Origin of the sequence: Lentilactobacillus parabuchneri DSM 5707 = NBRC 107865, from assembly GCF_001435315.1 — a bacterium.
GTDB classification, from domain to species: domain Bacteria; phylum Bacillota; class Bacilli; order Lactobacillales; family Lactobacillaceae; genus Lentilactobacillus; species Lentilactobacillus parabuchneri.
The window spans coordinates 19,085-44,376 of record NZ_AZGK01000008.1 but is presented as its reverse complement, the minus strand read 5'-3'; the positions used below and the strand labels follow the sequence as shown (position 1 = coordinate 44,376).

Genomic DNA, 25,292 nt, shown 5'->3' with positions numbered 1-25,292 from the left:
TATTAATATTTGCTTAATAATCTAACCTAATTATAATGAAAGCATGCGTCATTAAATTATTTAGGGAGGTCATTACATGAAAAGTCGGAAAATACATATACATTGGTCGAAACATATCTTGGCGATACTTCTATGGGTACTGGCGTCGGCAGTTATATTTCAAGAAAATGTGAGTGCTGATACTTTGGGGACCACTGGAGATATGGACACAATTTCAACTCAGTCCAGTTCGTCATTGCCGACACGCGCATTTGAGTTAAAAGGAGTCACAATTAGTGCGCAAAATGCGAATCATTATGAAACAAGCCACTTTAACTTCTATTGGGGAAATTCTGGTAATGCGTCAAAGGTGACACTTGCTTATTTGAAAGAGGCGGGCACATTAATGGAACAGGTTTGGCAGGTTTACATTGGTGAGATGAAAATGACGCCGCCATTGTATGCAATTAATAAACCCTATGATCAACAACAGCCATACAAGTTAAATGTGTTATTGGCAGACACAGGGCTGAGTGGTGTCCAGAATGCATGGGCCTATGCCGATCGTGATTCCCAAACGTATCCATACTTTGCTGCCCAAGTCGCCGCCCTTGAGCCTTCCAAAGATTGGTGGGGTTCAGGTGTTCCTCATGAGTTTGGTCATGATGTTCAGTTTGCTCAAGGAAATAATAGTTGGAATGACGGAAAATATTTACAGCCTTGGTATGAAACTGTTGCAAACTGGTTTCGAGAAGAATACGCATATAGCGATGTTTACCGCAACTCAGGGAACAACTTAGGGACTTCATTGAGTGAAATGTATTTGCGGGCGACCATGCTCACACCTGTTAATGGGAGAGCATTCTATGAGGCTTGGCCACTACTGTTATTTTTACAACACAATCCAGATCACTTGAATATTTCGAGTAACTTGATGAAAAAGCTTCTAACGAATGGCGATAAAACCAATTCCCATGAAACATTTTTCAAAATATTGAGAAAAAATACACCGCGAGTTAGCCAAAAAACATTGTTTGGAGACTATGCTAGTCGAATTGCAAGCTTGGAATGGGCTGGTAATGATAGTCAGCCTTATTCACCCAAAACGCTTTATTCAATCGCACTTAATAGTCTGTTTAAGCAACATAATCTCTACTGGCAACAATTTTATACTCAGATGGAAAAGGTCAATCATACATCTAATACATTTCGCGTGCCTAATGAAAGGACGCCACAGGCCAATGCGTTTAATATAATCAAATTACAACCCAAATTTAAGCACAAACAAAATCAAACTAAGCTAACAGTCAGCCTTAAAGGATTGACAAAAAAGCACGGAGCTGACTGGCGAGCTAGATTGATTGTTCAGCCGGGAAATGGCGCTTCTGCAAGATATTCAAAGCTGTTTAGAAGCAATGGCTCAAAAAGTATTTCCGTCAAACAAACTGACGATGTTTATTTGAGTGTGGCAGCGACCCCGGATAAGAAAAATGTTGATGTGAACACATTTGGGCTATCAATTGATAGTAAACAATTTTCTGAAAAGGCGCATCCATACAACTCAAAAGCGCGCTATCCCTATCAAGTTACCCTTAAAAATGCGACCCCAGCAAGTCGACCACAGACCAGTTTGAAAGGTGTAAGTGGATACTACACGAAAGATGGCGGCTTCGTAGCCAATACGGCATCTGTAGGAAAGGATGTGACCGTTGGTAAGGGGGCAGCAATTCTTGATCATGCGAAAGTAAAAGACCATGCGGTTATTACTGGTCATGCTGTTGTTAAAGATCATGCAGATGTTTCCGGTGATGCACATATTTCTGGACATGCTTTAGTTGAAGGCAATGCAAGTGTTGAAGATCATGCTTCTGTCAGAGACTATGGGATCGTTGATCAGTATGGAAAGCTGACGGGTCATGCCATTGTTGATGAGATGGCAATCGTGAAAGACCACGCTCACATTGGCAATGATGCGAAAGCAACTGACAGCGCACTTGCTCAGGGGTATTATTCGGTACTTGATCATGCACAGCTTGGTGGAATGTCCATTGGAGGCGGCGGAAGCCCTAAGGCGATTAGTGGACTTGCTGGGAATGCTAAATCTTACGGAGATTTCTTTGATGATTCTGGCTATCAAGTACAGTCAGGAAAATTATCCGGGTATGAGTCAGTGTCCACTTCACTTGATCAATATAAAGATGGCTATATAAAGCCGACAGATGCAGTCAAAAATTCTTAATTTGTTGATTGGTCACAAAAAAGACGATTTCTCCAATTGCTGGAAAAATCGTCTTTTAATTTGCCTTAATAATGAATCCCCATCAATGATGCTAAAATATATAGAATCCAGATGTGCAGCGGATAAAAAGCATAGAAGAAGCCTTTCATACTGCGGCCGAGCTTGCCGTTGTAGAAGTAAATTGGAATCACAGCGAGAAACATTAGCCACTGGAAGTTGGTGGTAAACATGGTGCTGAAATTAAATCCAGTCGTTAGGAGGGCAACGGCGACGATCGCTAACAGCTGCCAGTTTCGGTTCTTTCGCAATAGGTATAGCAAAGGCCCAAGATAAAGAACAAAGCCATTTTCAGCAAGTAATGGGTTTGGAAGTAATGATACGACCTTCATCCAGATGGTGCCTCCAAGATTTGCGGACAAGACAGTCATCATGAGGCCAGCAAAGATGAGGGGGAGAATGATGAGGAAGATCCCACCCCAAATTTTAGATGGTTGATGTTTTTGGCGGCCTTGTGAAATGGTTTGAATGCCATACATCGTCAGGACACCAATGAATAAGTCGCCGAAAATGTTATTGATCAGCGCAAAGTTTCCAAGGCTAAAGAAATGTTGGACGACTAAATTACCAATCTGCATGATCCAAAAGCCGATCAGCAGACGACTCAAATAGCGTTTTTGGTCGTGGGTATGAATAAAGCCTTCAACACTGAGGAAGAAAAAAATGGTGGCGACCGGACGGCCAAACCAGTCGACCCAGTCCGGAACTCCGGCGGCGTTGAACATTTCGTGAACGTGGTCGATGAACATCAGGGTAATTCCGATGACCTTGATGTCGAAGTTGGTGATACCACGACGGGCAGTTGTATCGATAAGATCACTCCTTAAATTAAATTACAGAAAAATTCTACCACGTGTTTACCGAAAAATTATCGATTGATCGTTTGAAATAGACAATTTAAGAAAAATACAAAAAACACCCAGCTAGATTGTTACATCAGGTTGGGTGTCATTTTGTGGTGTCTTAAATTACTTCAAAACCTTGAAGCGATCTTCATCATTCATAAATTCTTTTTCGCCAGCAGGTGCTTCGATTGAACCAAAGTCCATCTGAGCACGGAGCTTCCAGCTGTCAGGAATGCCGAATGTTTCGCGCACTTCGTCATCGATTAGTGGGTTGTAATGTTGTAAGTTGGCACCAATACCGTTTTCGGCAAGGGATGTCCATACAGCGAATTGGGCGTTTCCTTGAGCTTGTTCTGCCCAGTCGGCAAAGTTGTCGGCATACAGTGCAAAGTCGTTTTCAAAGCGGTGAACGATGTCCATATCAGTAAAGAACATCACTGTTCCAAATGCCGATTTGAATGCGTTGATCTTTTGCAACGTCTTTTGGTAAGCCTCTTCAGAAGGAACTTCTGACTTGAGACGTTTGCCAACGATGTCCCAAAGTTTTTCATGGTTTTGGCCGAATAAGATTACGGCACGCGTTGTTTGGTTGTTAAATGGGGTTGGTGCCCACTTGATGTCTTCCTTGATTAAGTCAGCAATCTCGTCAGGGGTTTGATTGATGTTGCGGCCGAGTGCATAGATTGAGCGGCGCTTTTTAGCGAGTTCGAGTAATTGTTCTTTCATGTTTGAAATTCCTCCAATAAGTTACTTACTTTTTATTAGTCAATAGGTTAATCATACAGATTGATAAATGGGATGTCAACCAAAATCAACCGAAATTCTTTTATACTAATAGAGTAGCACAGATATGAGGTGGATGGCTTGATGGGGGTCAAGTTTTTTGTTATCATTCCTTATTTTTTATACAAAAATTGCCATTAGTAACAGATGGCCCGTTACTAATGGCAGAAGTTAAAGACTTAAAGGAATCCAATTAAGCAGCAATTGTATTGGCTGCTGGAACGTCTAATTGATCATTTGAAGATTGGCTTGTTGCTTGAGCAAGAAAAGCTTCAATATTGTTCATATAGTCCTGAACGGCGTTGCTTGCTGATGCGTGGCCGCCAACGTGACCATCGAGAATCCAAAGCTTTTTGTCTGATGAAGCACTCATGTTGTACATGGTTTGAGTTTCACTATCAGGGATGAATGCATCATCTTGCGTTGAAATGAACAGGGTTGGTAACTTTGAGTTCTTAACAGCGGTAATTCCAGAAACATCATCCAAATTAAAGCCTTGAACAAATTTGTTAATGTTATTCATCGCAGTCAACAATTGATCGAATGGAACCAAGGGAATTGAGCCATTGAGGTTCCAACCAATCTTCGAAGTGATGCTGTTGAGACTATTGGCCGCCCCGTTATATAAATGATAAATCAATGAGGGAAGTGTCGAGAAGCCACAATCCGCAATGGTTGCTTTAACAGAAGAAGGCAGGTTGCCTGAACCAGCGTATTGAAGTGCTGTGTCAGCACCCAATGATTGACCATACAAAACAATCTGGCTGTCCTTGCCGTTGACTTGATCAATCTGGTTGATCCAGTTCACCCAATCCTGCTTATCCTTATTACCAAAAGTCAGCCATTCACCATCACTGGCGTTCTGACCACGAGTGTAGGGCATCAATACGTTGTAGCCCAAATCATAAAACATCTTGGAAATCCGGCCCATGCCTTCAGGTTCGGTCGTCCAGCCCTGACCATAAATAATGGTCTTTTTTGAGTCGCCATTCTTAATGTAGGTTGCTCTGGCTGTCCCAGTTTTATCCGCAAACGGCACCTCCCACGTCTCTTTTTGAACACGGTTATCGTACCAGTCTTGCGCATCTGTATAGTACGTCTTAACGTAATCCGGATTGTATTTTTGATCCAAATCTGCCCAGTTCTGGCTGACATCCCAACGATTAGGGGATAAGAGCGTTCGGAAATGAGAGATAAATTGGGCACCTTGACGGCTGGCAACTAACGGATAAATGATTGAAGCGGCAATTCCACTTGTGATACCCGTAAAGAAGTTGATGAATGGATTATCACTTGACTGCTTGATAGCGGGATCTGTGGAATTTCCAATATCAGAAACGTTAATATCGTCTTTATTTGTTTCCGTTGCCGGTGTCGTTGTGGCGGCAGTTTCAGAATTTGTATCAGATACGTTGCCGACAGCGTTCTGATCTTCAGTTGTCTGCTCAGTTGTTGTATCAGCTGGGCTTGGAGTTGCGACCGGCTGATCGCTTGTCGACATGTTTTCAGTCGACGAATCAGTAGATTGACTGTCTGAGGATGCAGGTGACTCATTTGTCTGGGTGGTACTTGATGGCGCACTTGACTGCTGAGTGGCTGTCGTATCTGAGGTGTTTGTATCGGTACTTTCAACGGACTGAGTTGATTGCGCTGCCGGATCGGTGTTGGTTGATGACGGTGAGTCACTTGTGGACGAACTATCCGCAGGTGATGTGACTGTCGGTTCAGCCGTTGTTTGCACTTGGGAAGAATCTGCGTATGTAGGGTTACTAATTAACAGAAATCCGAAGACGATGGCTAATGCTGCAGTGAATTTCAACGTGTGCTGAAAGTGTTTTGCTGTATTCATTATATATATTTCTCCTTTCTTAATATTTGCAGAACTCTTATATTATATATGTAAGGCGTACGTCTGTATAGTGGCAATCCCTATTCAAGCACAAAAAAAGAACCAGCAACCGAAATTGCTGGTTCTTTTAAAAGTTTAAACTAATAAATTAGTCTTCAACTGGTGTAACGTTAGCAGCTTGTGGTCCACGGTCGCTGTCTTCAACGTCAAGAGTAACTTTTTGGCCTTCATCTAATGACTTGAAGCCGTCTTTGTTGATAGCTGAGAAGTGAACAAATACGTCACCATCGTCAGTAGTAATGAAGCCATAACCTTTATCAGCGTTGAACCATTTAACAGTACCTTGTTTCATAATATATGAAACCTCCTTGCGCTTTAAGCGCATAATTATATTTAATGTATCAAGTTGCAGTGATTCCAAGGAGTTATTTCATAAAACTATAAAACAAATACCTTTGAAAATCGAACCCTTAAACACATTAGCTATAATATACCAACATCCTTAGTCATTGTCAAATGCGAATCTGCAAAATTCGGGATTATGATGCAACGGCTTGCTTAGCTGCCACTGGTTCAACCTTAATTGCATCGTTATTTAAAACGACTTTGAAATCTTTGACATCAGGATTTTGCAGGTAGCTGTTCGTCAATTTGTCAGTAATTTCCTTGGTGATCACTCTGTGCATTGGACGGGCACCGAGCTCTTTGCTGTAACCCAAGTCAACTAACTTATTTTTGGCATCGGCAGTTACGTCGAAGTGAATGCCACGTGATTTGCCAACTAAAGCGTTAAGATCATGGAGCATTAAATCAAGGATCTTCAGCAGGTCAGGCTTGGTGAGTGAATTGAACTGAACGATGTCATCAATTCGGTTCAAGAATTCAAGCTTGAAGTATGGCTTCAGTCTGTCAATGACATCTTGCTTGTTGTCAGCTTCGGATTGGCCCGCGTTACTGGTCATGATAATCACGGTGTTGCTAAAATCAACCGTGCGGCCTTGGGCATCCGATAAGCGACCATCGTCAAGAATTTGAAGTAACAGGTTCAAGACATCTGGATGAGCCTTTTCGATTTCGTCCATGAGAATCAGGCTGTATGGATGACGACGGACCTGTTCGGTTAATCGACCGCCTTCTTCATAGCCAACGTAACCTGGAGCGGAGCCAATCAGCTTACTTGCACTGATCTTATCCATGTACTCTGACATATCATATCTAAACATGGCTTTGGTCGTGCCGAAGAGTTCCTTGGCAAGTGCTTTGGCAGTTTGCGTCTTACCAACGCCAGTCGGGCCGACAAACAAGAAACTGCCGATTGGTCGATTGCCTTCAGTGAAGCCGACTCGACTCCGCCGAACGGCCGCTGAAATTGCTTCAAGTGCTTTATCTTGGCCAATGACTTCTTTCTTTAAATCTGTATCCAAATGATTCAATTGGTTGACTTCGTTTTTGTTGACATCCGTTACAGGAACGCCAGTGATCCGTTCAACAACAGATTGAATGATTTCTGGTGTAACTTTTGGTGTTGCCACCTTGGTACCACTATCAATGTTGTTGATCTGGTCTTGAACCTGATCCAACTTGTCGCGTAACTTGGCAGCCCGTTCAAAATCTTCTTTTTGTGAGGCGGCTTTCTTTTGTTTTTCAAGTTGTTCAGCTTCTTGCTGAAGTGTTGATTTGTCTTTGGTTAATGATGAACCCATCGCAACCTTGGCGCCGGCCTGGTCAATCAAGTCAATCGCCTTATCAGGATTCATTCGGTCTTGAATGTAGCGGTTGCTCAAGGACACAGCGGCTTTCAACGCGTCAGCGGTATATTGAACGTGGTGGAACTTCTCGTACTTTGGTGCCAAGCCTTTGATAATCGTCAACGTGTCCTGTTCACTTGGCTCATTGACCATAATTGGTTGGAAACGACGTGCCAGTGCCTGGTCTTTTTCGATATCTCGGTACTCATTACTGGTCGTTGCACCAATTAACTGGAAGTCACCACGCGCCAGCTTTGGCTTTAAAATGTTTCCGGCATCCATCTTGTCACCTTCACCGGTTGAACCGGCCCCAATGATTTGGTGGATTTCATCGATAAATAGAATCACGTTCTTATCTTTAGAAACGTCGTCGATTAATTTCTTCATCCGTTCCTCAAATTGGCCACGGATTCCAGTTCCTTGGACAAGTGAAACGACATCAATTGAGATAATCTTCTTGTTCAGAAGCTTTTCAGAAACGTCGCCGGCAACAATCTTTTGGGCCAAGCCTTCCACTACGGCAGTCTTTCCGACACCGGCTTCACCGATCAAGACAGGATTGTTCTTCGTTCGACGACTCAGCACTTCTTCCATCTGTTCAATTTCTTTATCACGGCCAATAACTGGATCGAGCTTGCCGTCTTTTGCCATTTGTGTTAAATCAGTTCCGTATTCATCTAACAAAGTTTTCTTTTGTTGAGGTCTGCGTTCTTGAACCTGAATGGGTTGTTGACGCATTTGTTGACCATTGTTGGAATCAGACATCGCGTTTTTGAAGAATGGATCGTTAAAAATGTCATCAAAACCGTTAGCTCCAAAAATATCGTTATTCATAGGCAATACCCCCATATTCTAAGTGATTATTCATGATTAGTTTAAAAAGCGTTCCAGTGGGGAGAACATCCATTCCCCTCTCGAACAACTATATAATATCATATATATGTAATGGATACAAGGAAATGGCTTGAAAATATTAGTTAGATAAACGCCGTTAAATCAACGTTTTACCGGGTATGTTCCGGATTTAATAAAATAAAAATAGCACTCTATAATTTAGAGTGCTAACAATTAATGTAATTTTTGCTCAACTATCGACTACTAATTAATCCGTAATTTCAAACGTGAAGGCAACGGAATCCTTTAAGGTGTCGTGGACCGTGCAAAGGTGGATGGTGTCTTCAATGAACTTGTCGTTGCCAGCTTTATCGAGGTTGGTTTTGCAGGTTAGTTTAACGTGGATACTCTTTACCCGCGATGACTTGTCGGGGAAGCGTTCTGTTTCGCCGGTGACCTCAACTTCAAACGTTTCAACTTTAATGTTGGAACCTGGACGGTGGACCAGGGAAGCAGCGCTGGCACCGAGGCAAGCGCCAACCGCGCCTAGTAGATATTGAACCGGGTTGGGACCGGCATCAGTCCCGCGAAATTTGGTGGGCTCGTCCGCGATGAATTGATGAACGCCGGCAGTATTAATGGTTTGAGAACCAACGTCTCGTAAAGTTGTGTGAACGTTATAAATTGCCATAGTTTAAATCTCCCTTTAATTATGATTTGGTTTACAATCTAAATATAGATGATTTTGAAATGAAACGAAATAAAAAAGGTCTATGAAAGGCGAATTAACCGAATGAAAACACTCATACTCATTTCTCACCCGAAATTCGAAGATTCTGGTACCCAACAATTTCTCAAAACCAGCTTTTATTCGTTGGATGATGTGAAATACCAAGTGATCGACGAACTGTATTCATCGTCTGAATCCGGTCAAATTGACGTTGATAAGGAGCAGGCGGCAATGACCGATTTCGATCGCATCGTTTTTCAATTCCCGATGTACTGGTATTCATCCCCCGCAAGCTTAAAGCAGTTTATGGACGATGTCTTCACGCGAAATTACGTTGTTGCCAACCGGTCGCTAAAAACCAAGGAGTTGGGGATCGTCGTGACATTGGGAGATTCAGAAGCTGATTTTCAGGCTGGCGGCAAAGAGCAGTTCACAATTTCAGAATTACTACGCCCATTTCAGGCTTTTGCCAACAAATCGGGGATGACTTATTTGAAGCCGTTTGTGGTCAACCAATTTGGATACAAGGATCCCACCGAAAAAGAACAATTGCTGGTGGCTTACCTGCAGTACTTGAGTGCTGAAATGCCCCTGAGCTTAGAAAATCGTGAGCAGTGGCTTGTTGCGCGTTTGCAAGCCACTAAGGAAGGAAAAGCGGACGATCAAGTACAAGCAATTGATCTTGTGATTAACTCGCTTGAAGACCAGCAGGCAACCGTTGAGAGTCTAAAGCAAGACGTTAAAATGATTCGTGACCAGGAGGAATAGGGATGAACGACACAACAACTTGGCTGATCAATCAGCTAACGGAACTGAAACAGGACGATCAATCCTTTATTAACAAGTCACTTTACCAGGCCGCCATTGAATTGGCCAAGGAGCAGGAAAAGCGCGCCCAGCAGTCACAAGATGAGTTGGATGGCCGGATTTGGAGCCCGGATAAATGGTGATTAAGCGCCGAGTCTCGTCCAAGTGTTGGCGGGGCTTTTTTGCTGCAATCAGTGATAAACTATAATCGATATTAAGCAGAGGGGTGAATGAAATGGACATGGTACTCTTACTGACCATTATCTTGGCGGCAGTCGTGTTGGCAAATATTTTGGCACGACACGTGTCGTTTATTCCGCTGCCGTTTTTCCTGATTATTTTAGGTGGGATGCTGGCGGCATTGCCGATTTACCGCAACTTTCAGTTAGACCCGTCTACCTTTGCACTGGCGATTATTGCCCCGATGCTGTTTAATGAAGCCCAAAACAGCTCACGATTTTGGATTGGCCGCTCAATCACCAATATCTTATCGCTTGCGGTGGGGCTGGTATTGGTCACCGTGTTAGTCGTTGGGGCGGGGTTGCACTTGGCCATGGCGGTTTTGCCGCTGACTTTATGCTTTGCATTGCTGGCGATTGTCACGCCAACTGACGCCTCTGCGGTTAATTCGATTTTTGAAGCCAACCCAATTGCTGAAGAGCAGGCGGGGATTTTGCAGCATGAATCGTTGTTTAATGACGCAGCGGGCATTGTGTTGTTTGATTTATCTTTGACTGCCTTTATTTCCGGGACCTTCTCATTGAAGCTGGCAGTTGGCATGTTCCTGTGGGAATTCTTGGGCGGCCTGCTTTTCGGGAGCTTGATGGGTGTGGTGATTGTCAGCACGCGGCTATTTTTAATCCGCTACAACGACGATACACCCATTATTATGGTCTTAATTCAGCTGCTTTCGCCGTTTTTGATTTATTTACTTGCGGAAAAATTATTGCTATCAGGCATCTTGGCGGTAGTTGCCGCAGGGCTGGTTCAGGGATCCGAAAGAGATAAGCTGCGGTTAACGTCTTCTCGAATGCAGCTGGTTACCAGCAATGTTTGGGAAATCGTGTCCGGCACGCTGTCCGGGGTTGTGTTTGTTCTCTTGGGGCTGTCGCTGCCGGAAGTCGTTGAGGCACTTCATCAGGCACCCAATCCAAATTGGAATATTTTGAAATTAGTGTTGATTGGGATTGGTGTTTATCTTGCCAAAGGTGCTTTACGGTTGGCTTGGAGTCGCTACATGTTGAAGCGACGGGTTAAGTCGAAGCATGAGTGGCGTGACAGCCTCGTCATGGCACTTAGCGGCGCCAATGGGACAATTACCTTGTCACTTGCTTTCTCGATGCCTAACACGGTCAATGGGCAGCCATTTGCCTTTCGAGGAATGATGATTTTTGTGGCCGCGGTGGTTATTTTAACCAGCTTGATTATGCCGACAATCTTTGTGCCAATTATTTTGCCGAGTCAAGATCAGCGAAAGCCACGTTATCGTTGGGTGAAGCGGATGATCCAAGCGGCCATTAGTGACCTTTTGAAGGAAAAAGAACACCCGGCGGAGGCCCAGATTGTAATTGATTCGCTTCAGCAGCAACTGGTTCTGGACAGTACACCAAACTTACATTTGCGCCGCCAATTAATGAGTGAAAGCCATCAAGTTGAATTGAAGGCGGCTCAGAAATTACATGATGACGGAAAAATAACCGACGACGAATTAACTTACTACACAAAATTTTTAAATTTAAGCAATTTTTCGGCAGATGAAAAAATATGGAAGAATGTCTTATTAAGAATTCGGTTCAGTCTCCACATTGGCACGATGTATAAGGATTTGAACCGCGCGCAGGAGGCGTTTTTGACAGCGCCGGTCGCGCTTGAAGAAATTTATTGGCGTGAGCAGTTTGAAAAGCACGGGGAAGATATTTTGCCGATTGAAAAGGCCGGCTTCGAAGCGGTGATGGCGTTCCTAAAGACCCAGCAGGGTGACAATGGCGTTGAAACCAATATGGTGAAGCGATTCTATCGGACTCGGCACAGAAGAATTAACGGCGAAGATGTCGATATGAATATCGTCTACCAAATGTTCATGAGAGCTTTCCATAGTGAATACGAATTGATCCAGGATTCCTTACAGACGGGAAAAATAGATTCGGCCCTGGCGGAAAAGCTCCAGTCAAGAATCTCAACGGACGAGATGACTTATCTGCAGAATGTGGAGGTGTTCAGGGATTAGAGTGCGGACCAGAGCGGTTAGCAACCGGAGCCTAAGCTGGCTTTGGGTGAAATCGAGTTTGATTTCACCCAAAGTTGGCTTAGGTGCAGGTTGCTGCTCTGGACAGCACGTTTCGACTATGTAGCAGTGGTGCGTGGCAGACTAAGCGGAGGGGCCTGGCTCGAGAAGCACATTTCGGCTAAGTAGCAGTGAAGGTGCAGGTTGCTGCTCTGGGGAGCACGTTTTGGCTAGGTGGCAAGGGGTACATGGCGGACTAAGCGGAGAAAGCTGGCTCGAGAGTTTTGGCTAAGGAACAGTGAAACAACCACAGTATTAAATTCAACAATCCTAAGCATCACAAAAGACCAGCCAACAAACTGTTAGCTGGTCTTATTATTAAAGATTGCAATCGAGAAGTGAGCGTTACGGTTCCGGATACCCCGGTGCCCAGTGATTAATCGGTCCAAACTTATGACCAACGTTAATCTCATTTTCAATGGCCACGTCAACAAACTTCTTGGCGATTTTTACAGCTGTTTTGACATCGTTTCCGCGTGCCAACTCAGCCGCGATGCAGGCAGACAGGCTGTCGCCAGTTCCGTTTTTGCGGTCGGTATCGTAAAAGTCGCCGGTTAACCAGAAGCTTTCACCCGATTCGAGCAAAACATAGTCTGAGACCTCCGTTTGACCCGGATTATGGTGGCTTCCCTTAATCATGATGTTGTCGGCGCCGAGTGACTTTAATTTATTGGCGGCAGTGATCATGTCGTCTTTGGTATTAATGTCCATTTCAGCTAATTTTTGGGCTTCAAAGAAGTTGGGTGTAATGACGGTTGCTAACGGAATTAACTCGTCTCGAAGCGTCTTATAGGCACTTTCTTCCAGCAGCATATTGCCGTGCTTGGTGGTAATAACCGGATCCACGACCAATGGGCCAAAGTCGTATTTTTGGTAGTTGCGGATGACGGTTCGAATCAGATCGGTGTCGGCCAGCATGCCGGTCTTGCTGGCCCGGACGTCATAGTCATCCGCTAAATCTTTAAATTCCTGGTCGATAAACGATGATGGCAGGGTCACTGAGTCGTGAATACCATAACTGTTTCCGGCAACCGCAGCAGTCATCACAGCTGTTCCATAGATGTGGCGTCTAAAAAATGTATGTAAATCTGCCTGCATGCCGGCACTACCATCGCTGTCAGAGCCTGCAATCGTTAATGCTTGTGGATATTGTTCTGTCAAATTAATCACCTCAACCGTTTATTTTGTATTTAAGAATACCACATTTAATGAGAAATCATAGAGAAATCGCAGATTGATTTGCGTTGATGCATTGACTTGTATTATAATAATTTAGTCTATTGGAATTATGAAGTCATAATACAAAATAAGGAGAGTCTAATTATGCGAATTTGTCATCCACACGGCGTACAAGGACGTCGTCCAGTTAACCGTAAAAAAGATATTAAGCGGAACAAAGAATTATCATACTTACAACGTTTCTTGAAACAGAAGCCAGCTAAGTAATAGCTATAACTCGCATCTGTTACGTTGTCCATGGGACTAGGCGTGACAGGTTCCCACAAAATATCATATTAGTACTAAAAAGAACCGGGCAACTATAAAAGTTGTCTGGTTCTTTTTTTACGCCGTTGCAATTTCCTCAAACGCTTCAACATCCTTCTCCGTACCAATAATGGTCACAATATCTCCTGGCTTTGTGATGGTCGATTGATTGGGAATGATCGCACCTTCCTCATCGGCATGGGAAAGGGCAATCACGGAAATCTTGTAGCGGTTGGTTAAGTTAAGCTCTTTGAGGGTCTTATTAAATAACTTGGGATTTGTCAGCTCAAATTCGATAACCGACAACTCACCCTTTAGTTTTAAATCATTGAGGATCTTAGGCTCCATGACGTGCAAGGCAATTCGCTGGCCCATGTCACGTTCGGGCTGGATGACTTCATCGGCGCCCAGCCTTTCCAAAACCTTGGCATGGCGGGCGTTTTCAGCCTTACATACCAGGTGTTTAACGCCTAATTCTTCACAAATCATGGTGGTCATGATGCTGGCCTCCAAATCAGTTCCGATAGCGACAAACACATTGTCAAAATTACCAATGCCAAGTTGTTTTAATGCCAGTTCATTTTGAGTGTCGGCAACAATGGCTTCGGTTGCTCTATCGCGAAACTCGTTGACCCGATTTTCATTTTTATCAATCACCAGCACTTCCTGGTCGTGTTCCAGCAAGGCGTTGACAATGCTGGATCCAAAAAGGCCGAGGCCGATGACTGCATAATTTTGTTTCATGGTATGAATGCTCCTCTACGTTGAATTGATTATTACCTCATGATATATGGTTTTTGGATTAAAAGCCGCTTCTTCGACCAGACTTGCAAATTAGCCAATCATCACATTTTCTTCCGGATATCTGAAGGCATCTTCTGGTCGCTTTGACGTTAACAATGAGTACATGACCGTAAAGATTCCCACTCTACCCATGAACATCAGCACCGCGAAAATTAATTTGCCGATCACACTCAAATGCGCAACCAAGCCCAGACTAAATCCAGTTGTACCAAAGGCTGAAACGACGTCAAACATGATGTATTCCAATCCTTCTGATTTGGGGATGGTCTCCGTGAAAGTTAAAATCAGAGTCGCAATCGACAGGACGACGGCGACCAAGAATACCAGAGATAAAGACCTGGTAACGTTATCGTCACTGAATCGGCGCCCCCAAAACGTAGCGTCCCGCTTGCCACGGAGGGTTGCCCACACTCGAATTAAAAGAATGCCCACTGTGGTCGTTTTAATCCCGCCGGCAGTCGATCCGGGCGTTCCACCAATCAGCATCAAAATCATGGTAAAAAATGCCCCACCAAGGGAAATATGAGTGACTGGAAAGGTGTAGAAGCCGGCAGTTCTTGGTGTCACAGATAAAAACCAGGTGTTCATAATCCGCTGGAAAATGGTTAAATGACTGCCCTCTGAGAAATTACGCTCAGTCAGCATATAGACCACAAAGCTGATAACGATAATTCCCAGATAAGTGGTCAACGCCAATTTAGTGTGCAGGCTTAACCGATGATCTTCATGGTAGAAAAGAATGTCCTTCCAAACCAGAAAGCCGAGGGACCCGGAGATGATGAGAATCGTCAATACGAACAGCAGGTAGGGATCTGTTTGAAACCGCACGAGACTGTTATCAAACAAATCAAAGCCGGCATTACAAAATGCACTGATTGAGTGAAAAATGCTATAGCCCAGGCCTTTAACCAACCCATAACGGGGATAGAAATCAATAAAAATCAGGCCGGTCCCAAGAACTTGAATCGCCAGGGAAATGCGAACCACCAGAAAAACAACCGTGCTGGTGTTAGCAAATGATTGCAGGTTAAGGGACTGCTGGGTTAGCAGTTGGGTGGTCAAATCAACCTTCCGGCGCATAAACACAAACAGTAGAACGGCGAATGTCATAAAGCCCAAACCACCAATTTCGACCAGCATCAGGATCACAATTTTACCGAAGATACTCCAATGAAGCGCGGTGTTGACCACCGTCATTCCGGTCACACAAGTCGCGGAAGTTGCCGTGAAAAAGGCATTGATGTAACTGGTCATATGCCCGGATTTACTTGAGATTGGCAGCGACAGTAAAAAGGTTCCCACTAAAATAATAATCAGGAAACCTAACGTCAAGATCTGCGGTAACGCCAATCTGGTTTTTGAATTCAATGAATCAGAACCTTTCACTTAGCAAAAAAATGCTAATGTCTTAATAGGGATCACATATGTATTATCGCACACTCACCAGAAAGGGCCCAACTTTGCTGCCAAAATAGACTATAATATGAATAAATACGTTGATTGTGAGGGATAAATGACATGCTTATCAAAAATGTCCATATCGAAAATGCAGAACAAACCAGTGACGTCAAAATAGCTGACGGCAAGTTTGTCAAGATTGCGCCAAGTATTGAACCCAGTGACGGTGAACAGGTGATTGACGCCACCGATAAATTATTGCTGCCACCGTTTGTTGATCCCCATGTTCATCTGGATGCGACCCAAACGGCCGGCGATCCTGAGTGGAATCAATCCGGGACGTTATTTGACGGCATTCGAATTTGGAGTGAACGTAAGAAGAAGTTAACGATTGACGACGTGAAGACCCGCGCTAAGAAAGCCATCAAAATTCAAGTCGCCAACGGGATTCAATTTATTCGAAGCCATGTTGACGTCACCGATCCGGATTTGACGGCTTTAAAGGCCCTAATTGAAGTTCGTGATGAAGTTGCCGACCAGGTAGAACTTCAACTGGTCGCTTTTCCCCAAGAAGGCATATTGTCCTATCCAAACGGCAAGGAATTGATGATTGCCGCGGCCGATATGGGTGCCGATGCGATTGGTGGGATCCCGCATTTTGAATTTACCCGTGACTACGGGGTTGAGTCGTTGAAATTCTTGATGAAGGTTGCTGAAAGTAAGGGTAAATTAGTTGATGTCCACTGTGACGAAATTGACGATCCCGCTTCTCGAAACCTTGAAGTACTGGCAACTTTGGCACTGGAAAGTGGGTTGGGCGACAAAGTGACTGCCAGTCATACCACTGCGATGGGGTCGTATAACGACGCCTACACGTATAAATTATTCCGTCTCTTGAGAATGTCTCATATCAACTTCATTGCCAATCCATTAGTTAACACCAACCTGGGCGGTCGTTTTGACACCTACCCCAAGCGTCGGGGAATGACCCGGGTTAAGGAGTTGGCTGAAGCTGGCATCAACGTTGCCTTTGGTGAAGATGATCTCAAGGATCCCTGGTATCCAATGGGCAATGGCAACATGCTTGACCCCGTTGAAATGGGCATTCATGTCGGTCATCTGATGGGCTATGACGATATCATGAATTCGTATCAATTTATCACGACAAACGCTGCCAAGGCGATGCACATTAGTGGTCACTATGGCATTCATGTTGGTAAGCCTGCCAACTGTATCATCATGAACAACAATAATTTCTACAATGCTTTAAATGAGCGATCAGAAATTTTGTATTCAATTCATAATGGCCAAATCTTGGTTCAGACTGAGCCGAAGCACGTGACAAATCACTTCGAAGATTAATCGTTTAAAGTAGGAGTTGGGACAACGTCCGTTGTGCCGACTCTTTTTTACACACATCATGCACACGCTCTTTTGTTGCCATTTTACGTCAAATATGACACACTTTGAGTGGGTAGCACGACAGGGGGAAGCAACGTTGGATATTTTATATTGTGGTGACGACAACATGTTTGAAGGCTTGATTATCTCAATCTTGTCGTTAACCAAACACGCTCATGAACCACTGAACATTTATATTATGACCGGACACCTTCACAATAAGCACCGTCAGTTTCAAGCGTTGAGTGACGATCATATCGACTTTTTAAACGATCTGGCCAAGCAGGGGAACAACCGGAATGCCGTTATTAAAATCGATATGACCGAAAAGTTTGAAGCGGAATTGCCAACTGCCAATATTAATACATTATTTACGCCGTACAGTATGTTGAGACTATACAGTGATTTAGTACCACAGTTCTCAGATCGGATTTTATATTTAGATGCGGATGTCGTTTGTCGGCGACCGTTTGAAGCGTTCTACCATCAAGAGCTGGATAAGGTAGATTTTCTAGGGGTTCTTGATCATTATGGCCGCTGGTTTTTCCATCATCAGCTACGGCCGTTTGACTACATTAACTCCGGAATGCTGCTGATGAATCTTAAACAGATTCGCCAAGATCAGCTATTGGCGCGCTGCCGGGCATACTGTGCCAAACGGCCAATGATTATGCCTGATCAATCGGCCATGAACAAGTTGGCCAAGCATAAGGCGTTCGTGGCAGAGAAGTATAATGAGCAACAGGATGTTCAACCGGACACGGTGTTCCAGCATTTTTCAACTCGTTGGAAATTTTGGCCGATTATTCATACGGTTTCGGTCAAACCCTGGGAAGTCGACAAGGTCCACTCTCAGCTGAATTTGCACGAATATGATGACATCTTGGATGAGTATCAAGAGATAATGGCTAAGCTGCAGGCGGAGCCCGTTTTATCCAAATAAAACAACAGAGTGCGAGTTAAACCGCATAGCTTCGGAGCATTAAGCGGACGGAGCTGGTTTGAGGAACATGTTTAGGCAAGATAATATGGAATCACCAGAAAAAGGCTGAGCCAAAAGTTGATACTTTTAGCTCAGCCTCTCTTTTTCATCCAGCACATTCTCAAGACGTTGCTTGCTTTTCCGTCCGAATTGGCTGATGCGTTTTTTCTTCTGAAAATTGGTTTTCCACGTATTCTCGGTACAGTGGCGTACTTTTGACTAACTGTTTATGGGTTCCGTGACCACTGACCCGACCATTTTCGATGAAGTAGATTTCATCCGCGTCAGTGATGGTGCTGAGGCGGTGGGCGATGACTAAGGTCGTTCGGTTCACCATCAATTTGTCGAGGGCTTGTTGGACCATCATTTCTGATTCGGAATCCAAGCTGGCAGTGGCTTCATCAAGCATCAAAATCTTCGGATCTCTTAAGAAAGCTCTGGCAATAGCCAAGCGTTGGCGTTGCCCGCCGGAGACTTTTATCCCGCGTTCACCCACTTCAGTGTCGAGACCGTGTGGCATGGCTTTGACAAATTTGGTTGCGTAGGCCATATCTAAAACATGCCAAAGTTGTTCGTCTTGAAAGGTTTTATCGAGCCCATAGGTCAAATTATAACGGATGGTGCCGGACATGATTGCGGCGTCTTGGCCAACCAACCCAATTTGATTCCGCCAGCTTCCAAGCTTGATATCGTCTACTTCGGTATCGCCAATCATAATATGGCCACTGTCCGGCTGATAAAAGCGTTCTAAAAGACTGAAGATAGTTGATTTTCCGCCACCCGACGGACCGGCAAAGGCGATCACGGAATTGGCAGGAGCGGTAAATGAAACGTCGTGGAGGATTGGTTTGTCCTTTTCATACGAAAAGCTGACATGGCTCATTTTTAACGTTTGGCCGCTGATATCAAAATCGCTTCCAGACTGTTGATCTTCCTCGCGTGTTTGAAGCAAGGCTTGAATTCGGGTGGTCGAACCACTTGCTTTGGCGACGTCAGCCATAAATTGACCGAGGATTGCGAACGGTCCGATCAGTTGAACCAAGTACATTAGAAATGAAAATAGGGTCCCGATGTCGATGGCACCTTCACGGACCCGGATGGCACCGTAGGCCAAAATTCCCAGTACCATGGCCATCATCACCATGCCCATGACGGGACCGGCGATTGAGTCATAGATGGCTTCCCGACGGCCAATCCGATACAGGCGAAACATGCGTTGATCGCCAGCCGACTTTTCAAGCGGTTCGGCAGTTGAGGATTTAACTAGGCGGACTTCACCCAGCATTTCACCGGCTTTTCCGTTAAGGTCTGCCAAGGCATCTTGACGGGCCCGGGCAATTTTGTGCGACTGGCGGACAATTGGTAGCAGGCAGACGAGGACAAGTGGGATGGCAATGAACATAATAATCGTCATCCGCCAGTCCATAATCATCATCAAGACCATCGCCCCAACGAGTTGAATGATTGAAGTGGCAGTCTTTGGAACGGAATTTGCCAACAGTTCCTTGACCTGAGTCGAATCATTGACTAATCTGGAGGTGATTTGACCGGACTGGGTCTCATCAAAATAATGAACTGGTAATTTTAGAATCTTGTTCCAAAGCGTTTTTCGCAGCTTATAAACTACGTCTTCACCGAAAAAGCCCAAGACGGTTCCGGAACAGGCACCGATAATTGTACTTAATAGGAATAAAAGGACCACGCCGACAATTAACGTAGTGTTCATGTGATGTCCGATTGAATTGATGATCCCCTTGGCAATTCCTGGAACGGCCAGTTGCATGGCGGTCGCCAATACGCCAAGCAAAAAGCCTGCGATCAGTTGCCAGTATCGTGGGTGAATCCGGTTAATGAGGGTTAAAAACGTCTTTAAATTAAATTTTTGTGGTTTATTAGAATGATCTGGCATCGATGAATCCCCCAAAATATTGATTAATATACTCACTCTTTAAACTAGCATAGCAAGCGTCATTTTAACACTAATTTGGTGTAAGAAATCAATGATTCGTTCAAAAGGTTTTATTTAGCTGTCGATATGATAAAATTATGTCACCATTTATTTTAAGATGGACTTGTCCAAATCAGTCGTTTAATATGAGGAGGTGGCATCCTGATGAAGCAGCACACATCTAAAACATATCGGTATCGATCCTTTGATGACGATGTTGTGTTCACTAAACATCAGGATGCGACGATCCCCGACAACCACGTTTGGCTGCACACCTCACTTATCTACCGAGGCATTGGAACGGTCATTTATGCACTTGCTGTGGCGTTTAGTTTTCTGTACTGTCGTTTTTATTTACACACGTCGTTTCGAAACAAGCACTGCTTGGCCACTCAAGGTCGGCGGGGGGCTTTTGTTTATGCGAACCACACACAGCCATTAGGGGATGCGCTGTTGCCAATGCTGGTCGCTGTTCCCCGACGCGCTTATCCAATTGCCGAACCGGCCAACTTGGGGATTCCAATTGTCGGTCGATTTTTGACGATGTGTGGGGCCTTGATTTTGCCGGACAAATTATCTCAAATGGTGAAATTTCAACGGGCCATGAAGAAACGGCTGGACCAGCACCAACGGGTCTTCGTCTACCCTGAAGCACACGTCTGGCCTTATTATACCCATATTCGCCCATTTCCAGTTGGAGCATTTCACTATCCTGTGGCAGAGAACGTTCCCAGCTACACGATGACGATTACATATCAAAAAAGCCGGCTTTTAAAGCGGCCGAAACAGGTTATCTACTTTGACGGCCCGTTTATGCCAGACATGGCACTATCTCGCAAATCCCGGCAACGAAAGCTCCATGATCAGGTTTATGATCAGATGGTGCTTCGAAGCCGTGAAAGTAACGTTGCTTACATTCGCTATGAGCGACAAACAGACGACTAAATTCTAGGAGGAAGATTCATGTCTAATCAAACAGTACCGGCATTTTTTGCAGTCGACGATAATTACGCCGCTTATTTGGCAGTGGCACTGGAATCCTTAGAGGCCAATGCTTCAACAACACGGGACTATGACATTATTATTTTATGTGACGATTTGAATCAGGAAAATCGCGACCAGTTGAAAAAATTTGCGCGTGATAACGTTCAAATCAGCTTTGTTTCGATTAACGATCGTTTGAAAAAGGAAATCACCGACAAGGGAAACAAGCTACGCAGTGATTACTTTACGTATACGATTTATTTCCGGTTATTCATCGCCGAACTATTTCCAAAGCTCGATAAAGCAATTTATTTAGATTCTGATACCGTAGTTTTAAATGACATTGGCAAATTATTCGACACGGACCTTGGGGATAACTTGGTTGGTGCGGTTTCTGATCATTTTATCGGTCATAACCCGGAAACGATGGCCTATGCTGAAAAAGCCATTGGCATCGATTCACAAAAGTACATTAATTCTGGCGTTTTGCTGATGAACTTAAAGGCAATGCGTGAGAGCCATTTTGCCGATCACTTTTTGGACCTCTTGAATCAATATCATTTCAAGAGCTTGGCACCGGATCAGGACTACATGAATGCGATCGCCAGAAAACGAATCTATTACCTCAATCCGTCTTGGAATATTCAAATCTCGACGCCTTTGGATGTGACCCCTTGGCTGATTCACTACAACTTGTTTGCCAAGCCGTGGCGCTATGAGGACTGCCAACGTAAAGAATATTTCTGGAAGTACGCCAAAAATACCGCGTATTACAAAGCCTTAACCGACGAACTGGCAGCGATGGATGACAAAGAAGTAGCTCGTGATCAAAAGAACCAGGCTGATTTGATCCAGTTGGCGGTTGATACAACCAACAAGCCAGATACGTTTGCGGCCCGAACAAAGCAAGGAGTCAACATCGCCCTATGACTTTCACACCAGTAAAACTTGGTGACCGTGATAAAGTCATCCGTAATATTGCCGAAAATGTTCGCCAAGGAAAATTAAATCAAAAAGTTGAAATTAACGACCCGGTGTTGACATTAGCTGAGCAGCAATCGGTTTTAGCCGATTTTTTGAAGCTGCACCAGACCAGACGTTACCGACTAAGGGCCGTTGAAGCCCGTTCGATGATGAATATTGGTGCCAGAATGCTCAGCCCCAATTTACAGGTGGAGGGGCAGGCTCATTTAGCAGACGTTAAATGGCCGGCAATTGTAACAGCTAATCACTTTAGTCCGATTGACAGTTTGCTCATCCGCTCGGCACTTAAGTTGCCTGATTTGTCGATTGTCGTTGAATTGACCAATCTAAAAATGCCTGGTCTGCTGGGCTTTTTGATGACCTATTCGGATACCATTCCGATTAGCGACAGCATTAATTACATGGGCAAAAACTTTATCAAGCTGTTAAAGCAGAGCTTGGATCGTCAGCAGTCCATCCTGATTTATCCGGAACGGGAGATGTGGTTCAACTACCGAAAGCCACGGCCCCTTGAACGCGGTGCTTACTATTACGCTGTGAAATTCAATGTGCCGGTGGTTTCCTGCTTTGTTTCGATGGCAGATGCACCGACCAAGGGTGATCCCCATGGTATTAATTACACGGTTCATGTCTTACAGCCAATCTACCCGGATCCTTCGATTAAATCAGAACGAGACGCCGCTGACAAAATGCGTGAACAGGATTATCAGCAAAAAGTTGCCGCCTATGAGGCTGCTTATCACAAGAAGTTTGTCGAGGCCTTTGACGAATCTGACGTTGCTGGGAACTATATTTAGGGCATATTAAAAAGGGCTGGTCAGGCAAAACGCATCTGTTTTGCCTGTGCCAGTCCTTTAAATGTGGTAAAGCTGAAATTGGGACCCAAATACTGGGTGCCAACTCTCGAATTAATTTGCTTTCTTTTTCTTGGCCACACTGGATTTATTAACTGCAGCCGGCTTCTTCTTTGGCATCGTCGCTGCTTTTTTAGCTGCAAGAGCTTCCTTGCGCTTTTTAGAGCGTTCCTTCAAAATATCTTTGAGGGCAGTGATGTCATCTTCATGCATTTCCTTCCAAGACTTGTATGAAGTGTTGGTGTCAGTATCGGTGGGTTTAAGACCGGTATCCAACCAGAACAACGCCTCAGTTAGACTGGGAAAATTGTGCATCCAAAGCGTCTGACCGTTTTCCGAGTCAAATGCAACGTAGGAACGGGCATGGCGCTGTAAAAATGTATGCTTTCGAATTTTGAAAGCTTCACGTTTTCTTGTTAACCGATAATCAGGTAAAATGTACTTACCTTGTTTTTTTAATCGGGGAAAGCGCTCGTTTATTTGATCTGATTGGTCTTTTAAAAGCGCTTTGGCTTCGTCGACCGAGATCAATGTGGCTTTAGTTTGGGTCATATTCAGTTGCCCCCTTTATTAACATTTTCGCATAGATTTATCTAATTGCAAAGTAGATAGAAACATTATAAATAATTATTAACATTTTTTCTGAAAAAATGTTGAACTGGAGAACGGAACTTAATGAAATTTTATGCAGTCAAAAAAGGAAAAAAGACCGGGATCTTTACGACTTGGGACGAGACTGAAAAGCTGGTCAAGGGCTATTCAGGTGCGCAATATAAAAGCTTCAAGACGCGTGAAGAAGCCGTTGACTATTTAGGCGGTGAGGTTGGTCATGGAACTGATCAAAAACTAACCCGGAAACGCGCTACCAAAAAACGGCCGGCTAAAAAGCCAACAAAACCGGACAGCTTTTCGGGTGAGACGATTGTCTATACCGATGGCGGCTCCAGAAACCATGGCAATGTCCGTGGGGGGCACATTAAGGCTAGTGATAAAGCTGCCTGGGCATTTTTAGTCCAGACGAAAGATGGTCAGTTTGCCAAATCGGATGGCGAGTTTGGGGCCACCAACAACAGAATGGAAATAATGGCGTTTTTAGAGGCTTTAAAGTACTTGGCACACAATCACCTGCAAAACAGTCGAATCGACGTTGTGATGGATTCCAGGTACGTTTTAGACGCCATTCAAAAGGGGTGGCTGAAGGGCTGGCGGAATCGTGGCTGGACTAAGAGTGACGGCAGCAAGCTTCAAAATAAGGAGCTGTGGCAAGCCGTTGATCAACAACTCCGTGAATTTCAATTAATTCAATATCACTGGACAAAAGGGCACGCAGCCGATGCCGGTAATGTTTTTGTCGACGAACTGCTCAACAAGACGATGGATAAAATGGGTACGAGCCAGGCTCAAACGCCACAATTAGTCGAAAAGCTGCCGCCAATCCAACAACTGGTCAAGCAGCAAAAAGAACCCAAAAAGGCCGATCATAAAATTGACCTACCCAAGCCAGGGCCGAAAACGGCCGCTTCTGTCAGGGATATTGAAAATAGCCTTAAACAACTTGGCCTGTTTGATGAGGATGACGACTAGTGATGCATCCGATTAGTCGCATGATATCGGCGGTCAACTTCCTTACTCCAAAAGCCACCGGATAATTGAACCGGTTCTTGAACCATGATGAATGCGTCAGGGGAAATCTCTTTGATTTGTTCCATCAAGCGCCGGTCTGCTTTTCTGGGGGCTAAGATACTCAAGACCAACCGGGCACCGGAACGGCCCTCGGCTCGGCTGACGGTAACCCCATAACCAAGGTCACGCAGCTTTTCGGCCAACTCTTCGTTGTGAGCATGAATCGGGTTGGTGGGGTCGATTTGAACGGTTACTTCAAAGTTGACATACCCCAAGGCGATTTTATCTTCAATAATAATTCCGATGTAAATCCCAACGCCAAAACCAACGGCATATGCGGCGATGTTGAGGGGACTGTCAATGTGTTGTAATGCAATTGCCAGGGCCATCACGTAGATGAACTCTTCTCCGACCGCTACCAGTGGTGCCAGGAATTGGTGCCCCTTGACAACCAGCATGGTTCTAAAGGTATTGATCGCAATGTATAAAGCATTTAATAGAAATATTGTGATTGCAAGTTTCATTAATTAATTTCCTCCAGACTCATTTAATTTATAGTTTAGCACTTTTAAAATTGATGGGGCCAAAAAGCGATATCATTCCTATTAGAATAGGCATTAACGGTTTGTTAACATTGACAACTATTGTAATTAACGGTATTCTAAATGCTGAAT

The 25,292-nt window shown here is 44.3% G+C and carries 23 protein-coding genes; 11 read left to right on the top strand and 12 right to left on the bottom strand.

What is annotated here, in order from left to right; genetic code table 11:
* The first annotated feature begins 76 nt into the window (after positions 1-76).
* Positions 77-2,218, top strand: a complete 2,142-nt coding sequence (locus tag FC51_RS08385; RefSeq protein WP_138491136.1) for a dockerin — start codon at positions 77-79, stop codon at positions 2,216-2,218.
* A 65-nt stretch (positions 2,219-2,283) separates the two neighbouring features.
* On the opposite strand, the gene FC51_RS08380 is transcribed toward FC51_RS08385, so the two are convergent.
* From FC51_RS08380 to FC51_RS08355, 6 genes are all read right to left on the bottom strand, one after another.
* A complete protein-coding gene (locus FC51_RS08380; RefSeq protein ID WP_225362380.1) occupies positions 2,284-3,039 on the bottom strand; it encodes a TraX family protein in 756 nt (251 codons plus the stop codon).
* Positions 3,040-3,243: 204 nt separating this feature from the next.
* On the bottom strand, positions 3,244-3,846 hold the full coding sequence (locus FC51_RS08375; RefSeq protein WP_057910695.1) for a nitroreductase family protein: 603 nt from the start codon (positions 3,844-3,846) through the stop codon (positions 3,244-3,246).
* Between the two features lie 250 nt (positions 3,847-4,096).
* Positions 4,097-5,752, bottom strand: coding sequence for an alpha/beta hydrolase (locus FC51_RS08370; RefSeq protein WP_057910694.1), 1,656 nt, complete (start codon positions 5,750-5,752; stop codon positions 4,097-4,099).
* 148 nt (positions 5,753-5,900) lie between these two features.
* Positions 5,901-6,104, bottom strand: coding sequence for a cold-shock protein (locus FC51_RS08365; RefSeq protein ID WP_020281299.1), 204 nt, complete (start codon positions 6,102-6,104; stop codon positions 5,901-5,903).
* 187 nt (positions 6,105-6,291) lie between these two features.
* On the bottom strand, positions 6,292-8,334 hold the full coding sequence (locus FC51_RS08360) for an ATP-dependent Clp protease ATP-binding subunit (RefSeq protein ID WP_057910693.1): 2,043 nt from the start codon (positions 8,332-8,334) through the stop codon (positions 6,292-6,294).
* Positions 8,335-8,602: 268 nt separating this feature from the next.
* Positions 8,603-9,025: an OsmC family protein gene (locus FC51_RS08355; protein WP_057910692.1), complete on the bottom strand. Its 423-nt coding sequence runs from the start codon at positions 9,023-9,025 to the stop codon at positions 8,603-8,605.
* Between the two features lie 102 nt (positions 9,026-9,127).
* Here FC51_RS08355 and FC51_RS08350 point away from each other — a divergent pair, with 102 nt between their 5' ends.
* From FC51_RS08350 to FC51_RS08340, 3 genes are all read left to right on the top strand, one after another.
* Positions 9,128-9,832, top strand: coding sequence for an NAD(P)H-dependent oxidoreductase (locus FC51_RS08350; RefSeq protein ID WP_057910691.1), 705 nt, complete (start codon positions 9,128-9,130; stop codon positions 9,830-9,832).
* Between the two features lie 2 nt (positions 9,833-9,834).
* The gene (locus FC51_RS08345) at positions 9,835-10,014 is read left to right on the top strand and encodes a hypothetical protein (protein ID WP_057910690.1); all 180 of its coding nucleotides are present in this window, start codon (positions 9,835-9,837) and stop codon (positions 10,012-10,014) included.
* 92 nt (positions 10,015-10,106) lie between these two features.
* Entirely contained in the window at positions 10,107-12,098 is a 1,992-nt protein-coding gene (locus FC51_RS08340; protein WP_057910689.1) for a cation:proton antiporter, read from the top strand.
* Positions 12,099-12,500: 402 nt separating this feature from the next.
* Here the strand turns inward: FC51_RS08340 and thiD are convergent, their stop codons facing one another.
* Positions 12,501-13,316, bottom strand: coding sequence for a bifunctional hydroxymethylpyrimidine kinase/phosphomethylpyrimidine kinase (gene thiD, locus FC51_RS08335; protein ID WP_155519317.1), 816 nt, complete (start codon positions 13,314-13,316; stop codon positions 12,501-12,503).
* Between the two features lie 162 nt (positions 13,317-13,478).
* Here thiD and FC51_RS12645 point away from each other — a divergent pair, with 162 nt between their 5' ends.
* Positions 13,479-13,601, top strand: a complete 123-nt coding sequence (locus FC51_RS12645) for a hypothetical protein (RefSeq protein ID WP_268872288.1) — start codon at positions 13,479-13,481, stop codon at positions 13,599-13,601.
* A gap of 117 nt (positions 13,602-13,718) precedes the next feature.
* Here FC51_RS12645 and FC51_RS08330 read toward each other — a convergent pair whose 3' ends face one another.
* Positions 13,719-14,384: a potassium channel family protein gene (locus FC51_RS08330; protein ID WP_057910687.1), complete on the bottom strand. Its 666-nt coding sequence runs from the start codon at positions 14,382-14,384 to the stop codon at positions 13,719-13,721.
* A gap of 90 nt (positions 14,385-14,474) precedes the next feature.
* Positions 14,475-15,812, bottom strand: coding sequence for a TrkH family potassium uptake protein (locus FC51_RS08325; protein WP_057910686.1), 1,338 nt, complete (start codon positions 15,810-15,812; stop codon positions 14,475-14,477).
* Positions 15,813-15,962: 150 nt separating this feature from the next.
* Between FC51_RS08325 and codA the strand changes: the two genes are divergently transcribed.
* Both codA and FC51_RS08315 read left to right on the top strand, forming a co-directional pair.
* Complete coding sequence (gene codA / locus FC51_RS08320) at positions 15,963-17,204, top strand: cytosine deaminase (protein WP_057910685.1); 1,242 nt, start codon at positions 15,963-15,965, stop codon at positions 17,202-17,204.
* A 94-nt stretch (positions 17,205-17,298) separates the two neighbouring features.
* Positions 17,299-18,186: a glycosyltransferase gene (locus FC51_RS08315; RefSeq protein ID WP_075141183.1), complete on the top strand. Its 888-nt coding sequence runs from the start codon at positions 17,299-17,301 to the stop codon at positions 18,184-18,186.
* Between the two features lie 160 nt (positions 18,187-18,346).
* On the opposite strand, the gene FC51_RS08310 is transcribed toward FC51_RS08315, so the two are convergent.
* Positions 18,347-20,134: an ABC transporter ATP-binding protein gene (locus FC51_RS08310; protein ID WP_057910684.1), complete on the bottom strand. Its 1,788-nt coding sequence runs from the start codon at positions 20,132-20,134 to the stop codon at positions 18,347-18,349.
* A 204-nt stretch (positions 20,135-20,338) separates the two neighbouring features.
* On the opposite strand from FC51_RS08310, the gene FC51_RS08305 reads away from it, so the two are divergent.
* From FC51_RS08305 to FC51_RS08295, 3 genes are read left to right on the top strand one after another with little or no spacing between them, the layout of a single operon-like run.
* The gene (locus FC51_RS08305; RefSeq protein ID WP_057910683.1) at positions 20,339-21,118 is read left to right on the top strand and encodes a 1-acyl-sn-glycerol-3-phosphate acyltransferase; all 780 of its coding nucleotides are present in this window, start codon (positions 20,339-20,341) and stop codon (positions 21,116-21,118) included.
* Positions 21,119-21,136: 18 nt separating this feature from the next.
* Positions 21,137-22,087: a glycosyltransferase family 8 protein gene (locus FC51_RS08300; RefSeq protein ID WP_057910682.1), complete on the top strand. Its 951-nt coding sequence runs from the start codon at positions 21,137-21,139 to the stop codon at positions 22,085-22,087.
* Positions 22,084-22,938, top strand: coding sequence for a lysophospholipid acyltransferase family protein (locus FC51_RS08295; RefSeq protein ID WP_057910681.1), 855 nt, complete (start codon positions 22,084-22,086; stop codon positions 22,936-22,938). The genes FC51_RS08300 and FC51_RS08295 overlap by 4 nt, the downstream gene beginning before the upstream one ends.
* 111 nt (positions 22,939-23,049) lie before the next feature.
* Here the strand turns inward: FC51_RS08295 and FC51_RS08290 are convergent, their stop codons facing one another.
* On the bottom strand, positions 23,050-23,547 hold the full coding sequence (locus FC51_RS08290) for a hypothetical protein (protein WP_057910680.1): 498 nt from the start codon (positions 23,545-23,547) through the stop codon (positions 23,050-23,052).
* A gap of 123 nt (positions 23,548-23,670) precedes the next feature.
* Between FC51_RS08290 and FC51_RS08285 the strand changes: the two genes are divergently transcribed.
* On the top strand, positions 23,671-24,579 hold the full coding sequence (locus tag FC51_RS08285; RefSeq protein ID WP_057910679.1) for a ribonuclease H family protein: 909 nt from the start codon (positions 23,671-23,673) through the stop codon (positions 24,577-24,579).
* Here the strand turns inward: FC51_RS08285 and FC51_RS08280 are convergent.
* Complete coding sequence (locus FC51_RS08280) at positions 24,576-25,142, bottom strand: DUF2179 domain-containing protein (RefSeq protein WP_057910678.1); 567 nt, start codon at positions 25,140-25,142, stop codon at positions 24,576-24,578. The two genes, FC51_RS08285 and FC51_RS08280, sit on opposite strands and share 4 nt — an antisense overlap.
* Between the last annotated feature and the right edge of the window lie 150 nt (positions 25,143-25,292).

What these genes read in the sequence shown, in the direction of transcription:
- FC51_RS08295 (WP_057910681.1), top strand. Translation starts at nt 22,084, where the DNA reads ATGACTTTCACACCAGTAAAACTTGGTGACCGTGATAAAGTCATCCGT.
- FC51_RS08375 (WP_057910695.1), bottom strand. Translation starts at nt 3,846, where the DNA reads ATGAAAGAACAATTACTCGAACTCGCTAAAAAGCGCCGCTCAATCTAT.
- FC51_RS08360 (WP_057910693.1), bottom strand. Translation starts at nt 8,334, where the DNA reads ATGAATAACGATATTTTTGGAGCTAACGGTTTTGATGACATTTTTAAC.
- FC51_RS08300 (WP_057910682.1), top strand. Translation starts at nt 21,137, where the DNA reads ATGTCTAATCAAACAGTACCGGCATTTTTTGCAGTCGACGATAATTAC.
- FC51_RS08365 (WP_020281299.1), bottom strand. Translation starts at nt 6,104, where the DNA reads ATGAAACAAGGTACTGTTAAATGGTTCAACGCTGATAAAGGTTATGGC.
- FC51_RS08280 (WP_057910678.1), bottom strand. Translation starts at nt 25,142, where the DNA reads ATGAAACTTGCAATCACAATATTTCTATTAAATGCTTTATACATTGCG.
- FC51_RS08355 (WP_057910692.1), bottom strand. Translation starts at nt 9,025, where the DNA reads ATGGCAATTTATAACGTTCACACAACTTTACGAGACGTTGGTTCTCAA.
- FC51_RS08285 (WP_057910679.1), top strand. Translation starts at nt 23,671, where the DNA reads ATGAAATTTTATGCAGTCAAAAAAGGAAAAAAGACCGGGATCTTTACG.
- FC51_RS08345 (WP_057910690.1), top strand. Translation starts at nt 9,835, where the DNA reads ATGAACGACACAACAACTTGGCTGATCAATCAGCTAACGGAACTGAAA.
- FC51_RS12645 (WP_268872288.1), top strand. Translation starts at nt 13,479, where the DNA reads ATGCGAATTTGTCATCCACACGGCGTACAAGGACGTCGTCCAGTTAAC.
- FC51_RS08305 (WP_057910683.1), top strand. Translation starts at nt 20,339, where the DNA reads ATGAAGCAGCACACATCTAAAACATATCGGTATCGATCCTTTGATGAC.
- FC51_RS08330 (WP_057910687.1), bottom strand. Translation starts at nt 14,384, where the DNA reads ATGAAACAAAATTATGCAGTCATCGGCCTCGGCCTTTTTGGATCCAGC.
- FC51_RS08290 (WP_057910680.1), bottom strand. Translation starts at nt 23,547, where the DNA reads ATGACCCAAACTAAAGCCACATTGATCTCGGTCGACGAAGCCAAAGCG.
- FC51_RS08340 (WP_057910689.1), top strand. Translation starts at nt 10,107, where the DNA reads ATGGACATGGTACTCTTACTGACCATTATCTTGGCGGCAGTCGTGTTG.
- FC51_RS08385 (WP_138491136.1), top strand. Translation starts at nt 77, where the DNA reads ATGAAAAGTCGGAAAATACATATACATTGGTCGAAACATATCTTGGCG.
- FC51_RS08310 (WP_057910684.1), bottom strand. Translation starts at nt 20,134, where the DNA reads ATGCCAGATCATTCTAATAAACCACAAAAATTTAATTTAAAGACGTTT.
- codA (WP_057910685.1), top strand. Translation starts at nt 15,963, where the DNA reads ATGCTTATCAAAAATGTCCATATCGAAAATGCAGAACAAACCAGTGAC.
- FC51_RS08370 (WP_057910694.1), bottom strand. Translation starts at nt 5,752, where the DNA reads ATGAATACAGCAAAACACTTTCAGCACACGTTGAAATTCACTGCAGCA.
- FC51_RS08350 (WP_057910691.1), top strand. Translation starts at nt 9,128, where the DNA reads ATGAAAACACTCATACTCATTTCTCACCCGAAATTCGAAGATTCTGGT.
- FC51_RS08315 (WP_075141183.1), top strand. Translation starts at nt 17,299, where the DNA reads ATGACACACTTTGAGTGGGTAGCACGACAGGGGGAAGCAACGTTGGAT.